Below are 14528 nucleotides of genomic sequence, written 5' to 3' on the forward strand. Positions count from 1 at the left end.
AGGTTTGTCCTTGCAGGAGACGACGGATACGATTGAGTTCAGGGATGCACAGGAGGCGTACGCGATTCTCGGAGACCGCGACACACTCCTAGTGGCGATGCAGGAGGTGTTTCCCTGCCGCATGGTGAGCCGGGGGAATGCGCTCGTAGTGACGGGGGCGGAAGCGGATGTCGCTGCCGTGCGCACGCTTGTACAGGAACTCCTCTTCTACCGGCGGCAGGGGGCGAATCTGACGACGCATGAGGTGCGCTACGGAGCGCAGCTCGTGCGAACGGGGCAGGTGGAGGAGCTGCATGGGCTCTTTGCAGAAGTGCTGCTCGTAACGGCGAAGGGCAAGGAGATCCGCGCGAAAACGCTCGGTCAGCGGGACTACCTCGCAAAGATTCGGCGGAATGCGGTGACGCTTGGCGTTGGTCCTGCGGGTACGGGCAAGACTTACCTTGCAGTCGTCATGGCGGTTGCGGCGCTCAGGAATCGTGAGGTCAGCCGCATCATACTCACGCGTCCTGCCGTAGAGGCGGGGGAGCACCTCGGCTTTTTGCCCGGTGATCTGACGGAGAAGATCAATCCCTATCTGCGGCCGCTCTACGACGCCCTGCAGGACATCCTCGGGGCGGAGGGGTATCAGAAGATGATGAGCCGTCAGCTGATCGAGGTGGCACCGCTTGCCTACATCCGTGGACGCACACTTGAAGATGCGTTCATCATTCTCGATGAGGCACAGAATACGACGGGGGCGCAGATGAAGATGTTCCTCACGCGCCTTGGCTTTGGCTCACGCATGGTGGTGACGGGGGATCTTGAGCAGATCGATCTGCCGCGCGGCACCGTGTCAGGACTCAAGCAGGCGTGTCAGATCCTGCGGGGCATCAAGGGGGTCGGCATCGTGCGCCTTGAGCCGGTTGACATCATCCGACACGAGGTCGTGACGCGCATCGTCGAGGCTTATGGCGCATGGGAAAAGAAGCGGGAGCGTGTGCATCATGGAGATTGAGATTCGGTGTGAGCCGGAGACGCTGCCCGTGCCCGAGGAAGCGATGGCGGCGGTTCGACGTGCGATTTTGACGGTCGGGCGCCTCTATGGGGTGGAGGAGGCGGAGGTGAGTGTAACGCTGACGGACGATGCACATATCCACGTACTCAACCGTGACTACCGTGGGGTGGATCGCCCGACCGATGTTCTGTCCTTCGCTCTTGCGGAGAGTGAGGAGCCGGAGGTCATCGGAGCGGAGACGGGCGAGGTGCTCGGTGATCTTGTCATCTCGCTGGAACGTGTGGAGGCGCAGGCGAAGGAGTACGGGCACACACAACTGCGTGAACTCTCCTTTCTCGCAGTGCACGGCATGCTGCACCTCCTTGGATACGATCATATCGAGGAGACGGAGCGGCTGGAGATGGAAGAGGAGCAGCGTCATGTCATGGAGGAGCTGGGAATCACACGATGAGTACACATAAATCCGGATTCGCCGCCGTGATCGGACGGCCGAATGTCGGCAAATCCACCCTGATCAACGCGCTCATCGGGCAGAAGATCGCGATTATGAGTGACAAGCCGCAGACAACGCGCAGCCGCATCCTCTGCATCCTGACGGAGGAGGACGCGCAGATCATCTTCCTCGATACGCCGGGGGTGCACAAGCCGAAGCACAAGCTCGGCGACTATATGGCAAAGGCGACGGAGGGGGCGCTGCACGGCGTTGATGTCGTTGTCTTTGTCGTGGATGTGACGGAGAAGATGGGGGCGGGCGAGCAGTACATCCTAAAACAGCTTGAGCATGTCCGCGTGCCTGTTTTGCTCGCCGTGAACAAGGTGGACTGCATCGCGCGCGAACAGGTATTGCCCATCCTCGCAAACTACGCGAAGGCGTATGACTTTGCGGGTATTGTGCCGATTTCGGCGCGTGAGGGAGAAAATCTTGAGGGGCTTCTCGCGGAGATCAAAGCACATCTGCCCGAGGGACCGCAGTACTATCCTGCGGATATGGTGACAGATCAGCCGGAACGGCTGATCGTTGCCGAACTTGTACGCGAGAAAGTACTCGCGCTGACGCGCGATGAGATTCCGCATGCCGTCGCCGTTGATATCGAGGAGATGACAGCGCGTCCGAAGGGCGATGTATACATCCGTGCGGTGATCTACGTGGAGCGCGAGTCGCAGAAGGGGATTGTGATCGGTGCGCACGGAGCACTCCTCAGAACGATCGGGCAGCAAGCTCGCACCGATGTGGAAACGCTGCTCGGGGCAAAGGTCTATCTCGATCTCTGGGTAAAGACGCGCAGGGATTGGCGCAACCGGGCAAATGCCCTGCGGGAGTTTGGCTTTTATGAAACCGATTGAAGAAACGGCGGTCATGACACCGACGTTTGATCGGATGTATCAGCGGGAGCTTAATCGTATGTCACGCCGCTTTGTCAACGGGCTGCTCGTCCTCGTGCCCGTTGTTATCACATTGTTTGTCATTGAGTGGACGCTGCGCTTCACCGAGGGGGTACTCGGACAGTATCTCCCATTTTATTTCCCGGGCATGGGCATCATCACGCTCGTTCTCGTGATCTACGTCGTAGGCTGGGCATCGACGAACTGGGCGCTCGCAAAGATCATTTCGCTCGGGGAGACGCTGATCGGGACGATCCCGTTCGTGAAGTTCATCTACACGAGCGTCAAGCGGCTCTCGGAGGCGGTGCTGGATTCGAGCAGCAACTTCAAGAGCGTCGTTCATGTGCCCTATCAAGGCGGGCGTGCGCTCGGCTTCGTTATGGCGGATCTGCCGCCGCGCTTTCAGGAGGCGATGGGAGGCGGCTATGTCTGCGTATTCATCCCGTGGAGCCTCAATATGACCTCGGGCACGACGCTTCTCGTCAAGGAGGAGGACGCCGTGACGATTGACGTTCCCAAGGAGGAGGCGCTCCAGTATATGCTGACCGCAGGTGCTGTGATGCCGCTTGCCTCAGTAAGGGAAAAAAACGCTGCAAAAAATACGCATAAGTCCTCCTCTGCAGAAGGGGCGACGGAGACGGAGGCGTAGATGGCACTCTATGCGGCAGAGGGCATTGTACTCGGTGCGAAGAACTGGGGGGAAGCAGACAAGGTCGTGACGATCTTCACACGGGATCGCGGTCTTCTGCGCGCCGCTGCGTTTGGCTGCCGCCGCCCGCGCAGCCCGCTGGCGGGGGCGATGCAGATGTTTGTGCATGCCGAATTCCAATTCGCCGCGGGCGGACGCCTCGAAACGGTTAAAACTGCCGCCGTGCGCGCCCATCACGCAAGGCTCTCGCTGGATCTCACCGCACTTGCATACGCGACCTTCGTGTCGGAGGTGATTCGTGAATTTATGCCCGAGGGGATTGCAGATGAGGCGTTCTTTGACCGGCTCACGCAGATTTTGACGGCATTTGAAACGCGCAATCCGCGTGTGACGGCACTTGCAGCCGTTCTGCAGACGCTTGCGGCGGCAGGACTCGGGCAGAGCTATGAGCGCTGCCTTCACTGCGGCACTCAGATTACGGGAGATGCTTTTTTTCATGTGCGTGAGGGTGGAGCACTTTGTGCGAACTGCCGCACAGAGGGGGCGACCTTCTTTTCCGAGGAGCTGCGCGTTCTGCTCGTTGGACTTGAGGGGCTTGACTGGGCGCACCCTGCGCCACTGCAGGTGCGCGGCGGAACACTCATGGCGGCGGAATCTCTCGTCCTCTCCCATGTGCAGGAACTCGTTGGTCATCCCTTGCGTTCCTTGGCTTTTTTGTCACAGCTGACATAATTTTAAGGAGCTATGAAAAAATAGTCCTAAAAAAAAAGGAAAAGTGAGGATGACGGCGAAAGTATATCAAGTAATGATTTCTATGTCATTTTGCTGTGCGTCCATAGACTGAAAGAGAATGGAGGGGAAGCCTGTCATGATCATGCTGACGAAGTTCAACTCCAAGACAAACAAACGCGGGGAGTTCGTTCTCAATGCAGAGATCATCGAGAGCATTGAGGAGACACCGGACACCGTAGTAACACTGACCAACGGGAAAAAGCTGATTGTCGAGGAGCCGATGGAGGAGATTGTGCGCCGCACAATCAAGTATCGCCGCGCACTTTATCAAAATTAGTTGGCGAATTTCCATTCCTTTGGTATAATGGGGAGAACGGTGTTTCTCCACGCGGCAAGGGAGTGCCCGGATGTGGAGCCGCTGCGGCTTCGTGGTTGTTTTTAGGGAGGGAATTAACTCATGGCGGAGGAAAAGGAAGAACAGGCGACAGAGCAGCCAAAGCAGAAATCGCCCATGCTCATGATGGTGGTCGTGGTCGTGGTGGCGGTTCTCGTTGCAGTGGCAGCAGCCGGCGGTATCTCGTACTACATCTTCTCGCAGGCGGAGTCACCTTCGCACGCGGAGGATGGCGGCGGGGGCAAGGCGAATCATGACCCGGGCGTATTCTACAAGCTCGGCGATCCGAAGGAAGGCATCCTCGTCAACGTTGGCGGCGGACGCTCTGGGAAGTTTCTCAAGGCAGGCGTTGTCCTTGAGCTGAATCCCGGCAAGTCCGACAATGTCGTGGACGGCAAGGTCGGTTCCGTTGCGGAGACGAAGATCCTCGATACGACGATGCAGTTCCTGCGTGCGGCACCACTCGAGGATTTTGACGCATCCAAGCAGGATGTACTCAAGAAGCAGCTGAAGGACGCGCTCAATGATCGTCTGGGTCAGGGCTCTGTTTATGATGTTTACATCACGAGCTTCCTGCTGCAGTAAGAAGTATGAATCACTGCATAGTGGGAAGGGGGAAGAGTCTTGGCTGAGGACGTACTGTCTCAATCCGAAATAGATAAGCTGCTTTCGGCTCTTTCGGATGGCTCGGTTTCCGCCGAGGAAGTCAAGGCGGAAGAAGAGGAGCGCAAGGTCAAGAACTATGACTTCAAGCGGCCGGATAGATTCTCCAAGGATCAGATCCGCACGCTCTTCATGCTCCATGAGAGCTTTTCGCGTCTCGTAAATACGTATCTCTCGGCGAGTCTGCGCACGATGGTCGACATCGAGGTGATGTCGGTCGAGCAGATGACCTATCAGGAATTCGTTCAGTCGATGGGGAATCCGTCGGTCATCGGCATCCTCGGATTGCCGCCGCTCAAGGGCAATATTGTCATGGAGATCGGTACAGATCTGGCATTTGCCTACATCGACCGCGTCTTTGGCGGGGAGGGAAAACCCGGCGTCAAGTCGCGGGCGCTGACGGATATCGAGACAGCGGTTATGCGTCGCTTCATTGATACGGTCACCAATTATTTCAGGGAAGCGTGGAGCAACGTGATCGAGTTCCGTCCGAACTTTGAGACGATGGAAACGAACCCGCAGTTTGCGCAGCTTGTTCCGCCCAGTGATATGGTTGTCCTCATCACGATCCACATGAAGATCGGCGATGTTGACGGGATGATGAACATCTGCATCCCCTATCTGGTACTTGAGCCGGTCATGTCGAAACTCACCACATCGTTCTGGGTGGCAGCCTCTGCTGATAAGGAAAGTACGCCCGAACAGGTGGCTGAACTGCAACGCAAGATCGAGCGGACGCAGGTGCCGTTTAAGGTGGATCTTGGCTCCGTTGATATTACGATCAATGAGTTCCTCACGCTCGGCTTTGGTGACGTGCTGCAGCTCGACACACTGACGCAGGATGAACTCGTATGCTACGTCGGCTCAAATGCAAAATTCCGCGCGCGCCCGGGTACTTCCGGCAAGCGCATGGCTGTGCAAATATCCGGCATTATAGAAGGAGATGACGACGCGAATGAGTGATGATATGATCTCGCAGGAGGAGATCGATGCCCTCCTGAACGGTGGAGCGACGAGTGAACCGCCTGCAGATGATGCCGCAGCCGACTCGCCTTCTGACGATGATGCCGGTATTACAGATCTCGAGCGCGATGCGCTCGGGGAGATCGGGAATATCTCGATGGGCGGTGCCGCGACAACGCTGTCCGTCCTTCTGGGACGCAAGGTGTCAATCACGACGCCGACCGTTTCGGTATCCAACCTCAAGGCACTTAAGGAAAAGTATCCTGTGCCGTTCCTCGTGGTTGAGGTGGGATACAGCATCGGAATCGAAGGCAATAACGTCCTGTGCATTCAGGCAAAGGATGCTGCGATCATTGCCGACCTGATGATGGGCAATGATGGCACCAATCCGGATCAGGAACTGAGCGAACTCCACATGAGTGCGGTCAGCGAGTGCATGAACCAGATGATGGGCAGCGTCGCAACCTCGCTCTCGTCGATGTTTAACAAGAAGGTGGACATCACCCCGCCCGTGGTCACGCTCGTTGATCTTGGGACGGAGGAAGTTGTATCCAAACTGCTCGATAAGGTCGATCCGATCATTCAGGCATCGTTCCGCATGGAGGTAGATGGCCTCATTGACAGTGAGATCATGCAGCTTCTGCCGGTTGATGTCGCGAAGGAAATGGTCGACGCTCTGATGAATCAGCAGCCGGATGTCGACAACGAGGAAGAGGCGGTGGCAGCTGCCGCTGCACCGCCGCCGCCCGCCGCAGCCCCCGCAGCAGCACCGCCGCCGGCGGCTCCTGCCGCAGCAGCTGCTGCACCCGCAAACTATGGATATGGAGCACAGCCTATGCAGCCACATGTAGCCTCTAATGTACCGGTACAGTCGGCGCAGTTTACGCCGCTGAGTTCTGTGCCAGTGCAGGTGAATGATGCCAATATCGGGCTCATTCTCGATGTACCACTTCAGGTGAACGTTGAACTCGGTCGGACGAAGAAGTCGATCAAGGACATTCTCGATCTGACGAAGGGATCCATCGTGGAGTTGGATAAGCTTGCCGGTGAGCCCGTGGACATCATGGTCAATGGTAAGTATTTGGCGAAGGGCGAGGTCGTCGTCATCGACGAGAACTTCGGCGTTCGCATTACGGAGATTGTCAGCCCGCTGGAGCGCGCTGCACGCCTCCAGTAGTGGAAGGAATATGGATCTTTTTGGTGTGGTGTAGAAAATCCTTGTCACGGGCGGCACTTTTCGTTATAATGAGTAACGAAAAAGCGCATTGTGATATGTGCTGTTTTGGTGCCCTTTCGAATAGGGATGTTCTATCGGATTAAGGAGAGATGAGAAAATGGCAACTCGCGTTCTGATTGTTGACGATGCAGCATTTATGCGAATGATGGTGAAGGACATCCTGTCAAAGAACGGCTATGAAATTGTCGGTGAAGCTGAAAACGGTATGAAGGCTCTTGAGAAGTATCAGGAACTCAAGCCCGATCTCGTGACCATGGATATCACGATGCCGGAGATGGATGGCATTACAGCGGTCAAGGAAATCAAGAAGGTCGATCCTGCGGCGAAGGTCGTCATGTGCAGTGCCATGGGACAGCAGGCGATGGTTATTGAGGCAATTCAGGCGGGCGCACGCGACTTCATCGTGAAGCCGTTCCAGGCGGATCGCGTTCTGGAGGCCATCCGTAAAGCCGTCGGCTGATGAACAAACGGATATTTTCTCTGTCCTTGCTGCTCGGATACATCCTCTACACAGTGTGTACTGGGGATGTATTCGCTGCGGGTGAGACGGGCAGCGGATATTTGGCCGGATACGAAGAGGCTGACCCGCGCCCGTCGGCCGTGTCATGGTGGTCGACGGTCGCATACATGGTCAGCCTTTTTGCTGTTTTTGCATTTGTTGTTATCCTTGCCTATTTCGCAGCACGTGCATTTGGCAAAAGCTCCATGCGTTCGCTCGCGGCACGTGGGGGGCAGATCTATCTACAGCTTCCGATGGGGCCGAACCGCTCGGTCTGCGTCGTGGAACTCTATGGACGCGTCTTTGTCCTTGGCGTCACGGATGCCAATATTCGGTTGATCGCGGAGATCGATGATCCGGAAACCGTCGCGGAGATTCGTGCATCGGCACCCGCCGAGGGCGGTGTCTTTCAGGATCAGTTTGGATCTCTGTCGGATTTTGTTCAAAAAATACCACCGCTTTTCCGCAAGTGATGGTGGCAAGGAGAAATGGGGGGACAGGGTTGGAGCGCAAATGGCTTGTATTGGGGAGTGCGGCGCTCCTCCTGCTGATGGGTATGGGACATGCAGGGGCGGCTCCCCTGATCCCGACCGTCAGCGTTGGTGTAGGGGCATCGGAGAATCCGCAGGAAGTGGCGACAAGCATGCAGCTTCTCGCCGTGCTGACGGTCATTTCGTTGGCTCCTGCAATTCTCGTTATGACAACCTCTTTTGTCCGCATTGTGGTTGTCCTTGGATTCTTGCGCAATGCACTCTCGACACAGAATGTCCCGCCGAATCAGATTGTCATAGCGCTGTCGCTGTTCCTGTCGTTTTACATCATGGCTCCCTATTGGGGACAGGCGAACGAGAACGGCATACAGCCCTATCTTGCAGGACAGATCTCGCAGGAGCAGGCACTTGAGAACGTCGTCGATCCCATGCGTGAGTTCATGTTCCGTCAGACGCGTGAGTCCGATCTCGCGCTCTTTGTCAACCTTTCGGAGGCACCGCGGCCGGAGGGACCTGAGGATGTGTCGACCTTTACGCTCATACCGGCATTCATCATCAGTGAACTCAAGACGGCGTTTCAGATCGGGTTCATGATCTACATTCCGTTCATTGTCATCGACATGATTGTCGCGAGTACGCTCATGTCGATGGGTATGATGATGCTGCCGCCGGTGATGATCTCATTGCCATTCAAGATTCTCTTGTTTGTTATGGTCGATGGGTGGCATCTCTTGATCCAGTCGCTCATTATGAGTTTTCGTTAGCGTGGGAGGCGTGCGATGTCCGGAGATTTGGTCATTCAGCTCGCCCAGGAGGCACTCTTTATCGTGCTTCTGGTCTCTGCTCCGATGCTGGGACTGGGGCTTATTGTCGGTCTTTTGGTGGCGGTCTTTCAGGCAACCACATCCATTCAAGAGCAGACGCTCGCGTTCATCCCGAAGATCATTGCCGTCTTTGTCGCCATCCTGATCTTTGGGCCATGGATGCTGCGCATCATGGTCGAATACGTGACCAATGTATTCGTCAACCTGCCGAGTTATCTGCGCTGAAAGGGGCGGCAGTACATGGATTTGTATGAACTGCTGCAAGGGCATATCGCGGCGTTTCTGCTGACACTCACACGGATCAGCGGGATCTTTCTCGTTTCACCGTTCTTCGGCAGCATGAACATTCCGCCGTACTTTCGCATGGCATTGGCTCTTGCGATGACGGTGGTGCTCTTTCCCGTGATTGATGGACTAGGAGCGGTGGCACCACCTGAGACGATTATTATGTTTGCTGTTGCTGCGATTGGAGAACTCTTCATTGGCTGGCTGATCGGATTTGTGGCATACATCTCCTTTGCCGCCATCACGATGGCTGGTAAGGTTATGGATATGCAGGTGGGCTTTGCCATTGTCAATGTTGTGGATCCGACTTCCGGTCAGCAAATACCGCTCATCGGAAGTTTTCTTTATAATCTGGCGGTAATCATTCTGCTCGTTATCAATGGGCATCACCTGATTCTCTCCGCCCTTGTGGAAAGCTTTCGCGTGGTCCCGCTCGCGGGCATGGAACCGAACATCTCGATTGCGCTCATGTTCGCCAATTTTACGGGCACCATCTTCCTTACGGGCATGAAGATTGCCATGCCGATCACCTTTGCCATTCTGCTCACGAACGTGGGACTCGGCATCCTTGCGCGCACGATGCCGCAGATGAACATCTTCGTCGTCGGCATTCCCATGCAGCTGATGATCGGCATTACTGTACTGTCGATGATCATTCCGTTCTATGTCTTGTTCCTGGATGTGCTATTCAATGAAATGTATGGAAATATATCACTTGCGGTACGCGCCCTCCAATAGGTGCGGGTTCGTCTTTGACCTCCAGCGTTTCGCGGGGGAAAAGACAGAGGAACCAACAGCAAAAAAGCGCGCTGATGCGCGCAAGAAAGGTCAGGTTGGACGCAGCCAGGAGGTCAACAGTGCGTTCGTCCTGCTGGTTGGCTTCTTTGCGCTCAAGCTTCTGTGGGATTCGATCTATGTTTCGATTGCAACCTACACGACGTACGTGTTCACGAATCTGAACCAGACCGTTGACACGGAGAATATTCTCCGCATTTTCATCAGCATTGTCCTTGTGCTTGCGAAGACCGCCTTTCCCATCATGATTTTCATCATGCTCATCGGGCTCGCGGTCAACTTCTTCCAAGTGGGACTCAACATCAACACGGAGTCGATTGAGTTCAAGCTTGACAAGCTGAATCCCATCAACGGGTTTGGCCGCATCTTTTCCAAGCGATCCCTCGTAGAGCTGGCGAAATCCTTCTTTAAGATTATCGTGATTGGGTTTTTCCTTTATCGTTTCATTCACGAACAGATTCTTGCGATGCCGCAGTTCATGTTCTTTGATCTGACGACGAGCCTTGCCCTTGTTGCCGAGATCATCTTCCAGATGTCGTTCATCGTCATTGGCGTCATTATGATTATGGCGTTCTTGGACTATGGCTATCAGAAATGGCAGACGACGCAGGATCTCAAGATGTCGAAGCAGGAAGTCAAGGATGAGATGAAGCAGACGGAGGGCGATCCCCAGATCAAGGGGAAGATTCGACAGAAGCAGCGCCAGATGGCAATGGCACGCATGATGAAGGAAGTTCCCAAGGCGGATGTCATCATTACAAACCCGACGCACTACGCCGTTGCACTCTCCTATGAGCAGGGGATGGTTGCCCCGACTGTCATCGCGAAGGGGCAGGATCTTGTTGCCCAGCGCATCAAGGAGATCGGACGAGAGGCTCGCGTGCCCATCGTCGAAAACAAGCCGCTTGCGCGGACACTCTATGCCGCCGTTCAGGTTGGGGATGCGGTGCCGCAGGAGCTCTATCAGGCAGTTGCCGAGGTGCTCGCGTATGTTTACCGCCTGAAACACGCACGGCGTGGAGCATGATGTGCGACAAAAGTCTTATTTAATATTTGACGTAAAACCATATTTGGTATAATATTTAGGAGGACGAGGGTTTTATTGTCCTCCGCAGCAAACGAGGGAGTGAGTGAGAGTATGGCAACACCGCAGACCGGCAGTGTAAATCCTCTTTCATCCGGCAAGCTCATACAAAAATACAGTGATGTTCTAATCGCCGTCGCCATCGTGACCATCGTTATCATGATGATCATTCCGTTGCCGACGATATTGCTTGATGTCCTTATTTGCCTGAATATTACGATTGCGCTGCTCGTTGTGATGTCGGCAATCTACAATGTGGAGGCGCTCGATCTATCGGTCTTTCCCTCCCTGCTCCTCATCACAACGCTGTTCCGACTTGCACTTAATATCTCTTCCACACGCCTGATCCTTCTCAACGGCTATGCCGGTGAGGTCATTACTGCGTTCGGCAACTTTGTTGTCGGTGGTAATGCTGTGGTCGGGTTTATTGTGTTCGTCATCCTTGTTATCGTCAACTTCATCGTTATCACAAAAGGGTCGGAGCGCGTCGCTGAGGTTTCGGCGCGCTTTACCCTCGACGCGATGCCCGGCAAACAGATGGCGATCGACGCCGATCTGAACCAAGGAGCGATCACGGATGCGGAGGCAAAGCGCCGCCGCGAGAAGGTACAGCGTGAGTCCGATTTCTTCGGCGCAATGGACGGTGCCTCGAAGTTCGTCAAGGGCGATGCGATTGCCGCAATCGTCATCATGCTCATCAATATTAGCGGCGGATTTGTCATCGGTATGCTGCAGCGCGATATGGATGCGGCACAGGCACTGCAGACCTATACCCTGCTGACGGTCGGTGAAGGTCTCGTTGCACAGATTCCGGCACTCCTTATCTCGACAGCGACCGGTATCATTGTCACGCGGTCGGCGGCAGAGGGGAACCTCGGCGGCGATCTCGTCAAGCAGCTGTTCCGCAACGCGCGTATCTTTATGATCCTCACGGGCGTGCTTCTTTTCCTCGCCATTATGCCGGGGCTGCCGGGTGTTCCGTTCACGGTGCTGGCGGCAATCTGCGGCGTTATTGCGTGGAATCTTCGGCGTGGTCAGGCGGTGGAGCAGGAGGTACAGCAGGTCGAGCAGAAGGCAAAGGCAAAGAAAGAGGCGACCACGCCCGAGAACATTGTCTCGCTGCTGCAGGTCGATCCCATGGAACTCGAGATCGGCTACAGCCTCATTCCCCTTGTCGATACGGGACAGGGCGGCGATCTGCTCGACCGCATCGTTATGATCCGTCGGCAGTGTGCACTGGAGCTCGGCCTCGTGGTGCCGACCATCCGCATTCGCGATAACATCCAGATCAAGCCCAATGCGTATATCATTAAACTCAAGGGCGTTGAGATTGCGCGCGGTGAACTCATGCTTGACCACTATCTCGCGATGAACTCGGGGACGGTGTTCGAGGAGGTGCCGGGCATCGAGACGACGGAGCCAGCATTCGGACTGCCCGCCCTTTGGATCTCGGAGAACGAGCGCGAACAGGCAGAGCTGAACGGCTACACCGTTGTCGATGCGGTCTCCGTGCTCGCGACGCATCTCACGGAGATCATCAAGCAGCATGCGGCTGAAATTCTTGGACGTCAGGAGACGCAGAACCTCATCGATAATCTGCGCAAGACAAATGGTGCGTTGGTGGATGAGGTCGTTCCGAACCTCCTCAGCGTGGGTGAGGTACAGAAGGTGCTTGCCAACCTTCTGCATGAGCGCATATCCATCCGCGATATGAGTACGATCCTTGAGGTGCTTGCCGACTACGGCACGGCGACAAAGGACACAGATATTCTCACGGAGTATGTCCGTCATGCAATGGCGCGTCATATTACACAGCAGAATGTCCAGAACGGGGTGTTGCCGTGCATTACCCTTGATCCCGCCATCGAAAACAAAATCGCGGGCAGCGTGCAGCGCACCGAGCATGGATCCTATGTCAGCCTTGACCCGGATTCCATGCAGAAGCTGCTCATGGCACTCCAGAAAGAACTGGCAAAGCTGACCGATCAGGGGTATCAGCCGATCGTGCTGACGAGCCCAACCGTGCGTCCTTACTTCCGCAATCTCGTCGAGCGCTCCATTCCGGGGCTGATCGTGCTCTCCCATGCGGAGATTGAACAGAATGTTGAGATCCAGATCCTTGGGGTGGTGAGAATCTAAGTGCAGGTCAAGACAGTCCGCGCTTCCTCCGTAAAGGAAGCGATGGAACAGATCAAGGATGAACTTGGCAGCGATGCCGTACTTCTTCATACCAAAAAATATCGTGAGGGCGGCGTTCTCGGCGGGGCTGAGATGATCGAAGTGACCGCTGCTGTCGATGAGAATCAGGCGCGCGTGCCGCGTGCTGCTTCCGCATACGTTCCGCCGGCATCCCCCATTCTTCCGACCAGTGTGCTCAATCAGTACCGTATGACAGAGCCGTCCGTCACCGATGGCGCAACGGCACAGCCGGCGCGTGCCGTCCTTCCCGCTTATGAGGCGTACGGGAGCGAACCTCCTATCATGCCAGCCTACCCCGTGCAGGAAGCAGCCCCCCCCTATTCGCCGGAGGCGTATGACATGTCTACAACCGCTCAACCGACATCGATACCTGCATACGAGGAAACAGCGCCTCCTCCTGCGGCAGCTGCCATGCCGCAGCCTCCCGTGGAGCCGGTGCCCGCTGCGGAGTCCGTTCCTACAGCGGATGAAGGTTCTGCGGAGCGGATTCGCTTCCTCGAAGATGAACTGGCGCAGATGAAGACCATGCTTGCCTCCATGATGGCGGCGAATCAGCCGAAGGAGATCGTCTCCATCCGCGATGCACTGCGCAGGCAGGAGGTGCGGGAGGATCTTTGCGAGGAACTCTCAAGCAAGATTCCCATTGCCGATGTGAACTTGGACAGCCTCGACCCGCGTGCGGGAAGCGTCCTTGCGGGCTATCTCGGACAGGTGATGAAGTTCAGCGATGGGCTGCAGCCCGGCGCACACGGCTCCCGTGTCGTCGCCTTTATTGGGACGACGGGCGTCGGCAAGACGACGACACTTGCCAAGGTGGCGGCACACTTTGTGTTGGAACAGAACCTCAAGGGAGCGCTCATTACGGCGGATACCTATCGCATTTCGGCGGTTGAACAGCTCAAAAAGTATGCTGAGATCCTAGGTCTTCCCGTGGAGGTCGTCTACTCGGCGGCAGAACTCAAGAAGGCGATTGCGCGTCACCGCAGCAAGGATTTTGTTCTCGTGGATACGGCGGGACGAAGTCAATACAATGAGTTCCAGATGGATGAACTCAAGGAACTCCTTGCGGCACATCCACGGATGGAGAAACATCTGGTTGTCAGTGCGACGACGAAGGAACAGGATGCTGCAGAGATCATGAAGCGTTTCGCCGCATGCAGCCCGGATCGTATCATCTTCACAAAGACGGATGAAACGCGGACGATCGGTATGGTGCTCAATCTTCTCGCAGGTGAGAAAACGCCCCTTTCGTTTCTCTCGAATGGGCAGAGCGTACCGGACGACATTATCCCTGCGACGGCAGAACGCCTTGCTGCGCTTCTTTTGAGGGAATGAT

The 14528-nt window shown here is 55.8% G+C and carries 17 protein-coding genes; all 17 read left to right on the plus strand.

The genetic code is table 11. The annotated features are described in order from the left end of the window. Positions 1-10 precede the first annotated feature (10 nt). Complete coding sequence (locus C8273_RS04355; protein ID WP_106626547.1) at positions 11-994, plus strand: PhoH family protein; 984 nt, start codon at positions 11-13, stop codon at positions 992-994. Further along, a complete protein-coding gene (ybeY, locus tag C8273_RS04360; RefSeq protein ID WP_106626548.1) occupies positions 984-1445 on the plus strand; it encodes an rRNA maturation RNase YbeY in 462 nt (153 codons plus the stop codon). The genes C8273_RS04355 and ybeY overlap by 11 nt, the downstream gene beginning before the upstream one ends. Next, entirely contained in the window at positions 1442-2338 is an 897-nt protein-coding gene (gene era, locus C8273_RS04365; RefSeq protein WP_106626549.1) for a GTPase Era, read from the plus strand. The genes ybeY and era overlap by 4 nt, the downstream gene beginning before the upstream one ends. A gap of 13 nt (positions 2339-2351) precedes the next feature. After that, positions 2352-3026 (plus strand): DUF502 domain-containing protein, encoded by a 675-nt coding sequence (locus C8273_RS04370; RefSeq protein WP_407695402.1) that lies wholly within the window; start codon positions 2352-2354, stop codon positions 3024-3026. Further along, complete coding sequence (recO, locus tag C8273_RS04375) at positions 3027-3758, plus strand: DNA repair protein RecO (protein ID WP_106626550.1); 732 nt, start codon at positions 3027-3029, stop codon at positions 3756-3758. It abuts the gene before it with no gap. 136 nt (positions 3759-3894) lie between these two features. Next, the gene (locus C8273_RS04380) at positions 3895-4095 is read left to right on the plus strand and encodes a flagellar FlbD family protein (protein ID WP_106626551.1); all 201 of its coding nucleotides are present in this window, start codon (positions 3895-3897) and stop codon (positions 4093-4095) included. A gap of 120 nt (positions 4096-4215) precedes the next feature. Next, entirely contained in the window at positions 4216-4737 is a 522-nt protein-coding gene (locus tag C8273_RS04385; RefSeq protein WP_106626552.1) for a flagellar basal body-associated FliL family protein, read from the plus strand. A gap of 39 nt (positions 4738-4776) precedes the next feature. Continuing rightward, the gene (gene fliM, locus C8273_RS04390) at positions 4777-5778 is read left to right on the plus strand and encodes a flagellar motor switch protein FliM (protein ID WP_106626553.1); all 1002 of its coding nucleotides are present in this window, start codon (positions 4777-4779) and stop codon (positions 5776-5778) included. Continuing rightward, a complete protein-coding gene (fliY, locus tag C8273_RS04395) occupies positions 5771-6955 on the plus strand; it encodes a flagellar motor switch phosphatase FliY (protein WP_106626554.1) in 1185 nt (394 codons plus the stop codon). Before fliM ends, fliY begins: the two co-directional genes overlap by 8 nt. Before the next feature lie 157 nt (positions 6956-7112). After that, on the plus strand, positions 7113-7475 hold the full coding sequence (locus C8273_RS04400; RefSeq protein ID WP_006307432.1) for a response regulator: 363 nt from the start codon (positions 7113-7115) through the stop codon (positions 7473-7475). Next, a complete protein-coding gene (locus C8273_RS04405; protein ID WP_106626555.1) occupies positions 7475-7987 on the plus strand; it encodes a FliO/MopB family protein in 513 nt (170 codons plus the stop codon). Before C8273_RS04400 ends, C8273_RS04405 begins: the two co-directional genes overlap by 1 nt. A gap of 29 nt (positions 7988-8016) precedes the next feature. Beyond that, positions 8017-8769 (plus strand): flagellar type III secretion system pore protein FliP, encoded by a 753-nt coding sequence (fliP, locus tag C8273_RS04410; RefSeq protein WP_106626556.1) that lies wholly within the window; start codon positions 8017-8019, stop codon positions 8767-8769. Between the two features lie 15 nt (positions 8770-8784). After that, positions 8785-9054, plus strand: coding sequence for a flagellar biosynthesis protein FliQ (fliQ, locus tag C8273_RS04415; protein ID WP_106626557.1), 270 nt, complete (start codon positions 8785-8787; stop codon positions 9052-9054). 15 nt (positions 9055-9069) lie between these two features. Next, entirely contained in the window at positions 9070-9852 is a 783-nt protein-coding gene (gene fliR / locus C8273_RS04420) for a flagellar biosynthetic protein FliR (RefSeq protein ID WP_106626558.1), read from the plus strand. Then, positions 9815-10936 carry a flagellar biosynthesis protein FlhB gene (flhB, locus tag C8273_RS04425; RefSeq protein WP_106626559.1) on the plus strand — a complete coding sequence of 374 codons (1122 nt, stop codon included), beginning with the start codon at positions 9815-9817 and terminating at the stop codon, positions 10934-10936. Before fliR ends, flhB begins: the two co-directional genes overlap by 38 nt. 111 nt (positions 10937-11047) lie before the next feature. Further along, positions 11048-13132 carry a flagellar biosynthesis protein FlhA gene (gene flhA / locus C8273_RS04430; RefSeq protein ID WP_106626837.1) on the plus strand — a complete coding sequence of 695 codons (2085 nt, stop codon included), beginning with the start codon at positions 11048-11050 and terminating at the stop codon, positions 13130-13132. Next, entirely contained in the window at positions 13133-14527 is a 1395-nt protein-coding gene (gene flhF / locus C8273_RS04435; RefSeq protein WP_106626560.1) for a flagellar biosynthesis protein FlhF, read from the plus strand. The last annotated feature ends 1 nt before the right edge of the window (position 14528 follow it).

The organism is Candidatus Centipeda massiliensis, from assembly GCF_900290285.1.
Lineage (GTDB): Bacteria > Bacillota > Negativicutes > Selenomonadales > Selenomonadaceae > Centipeda > Centipeda massiliensis.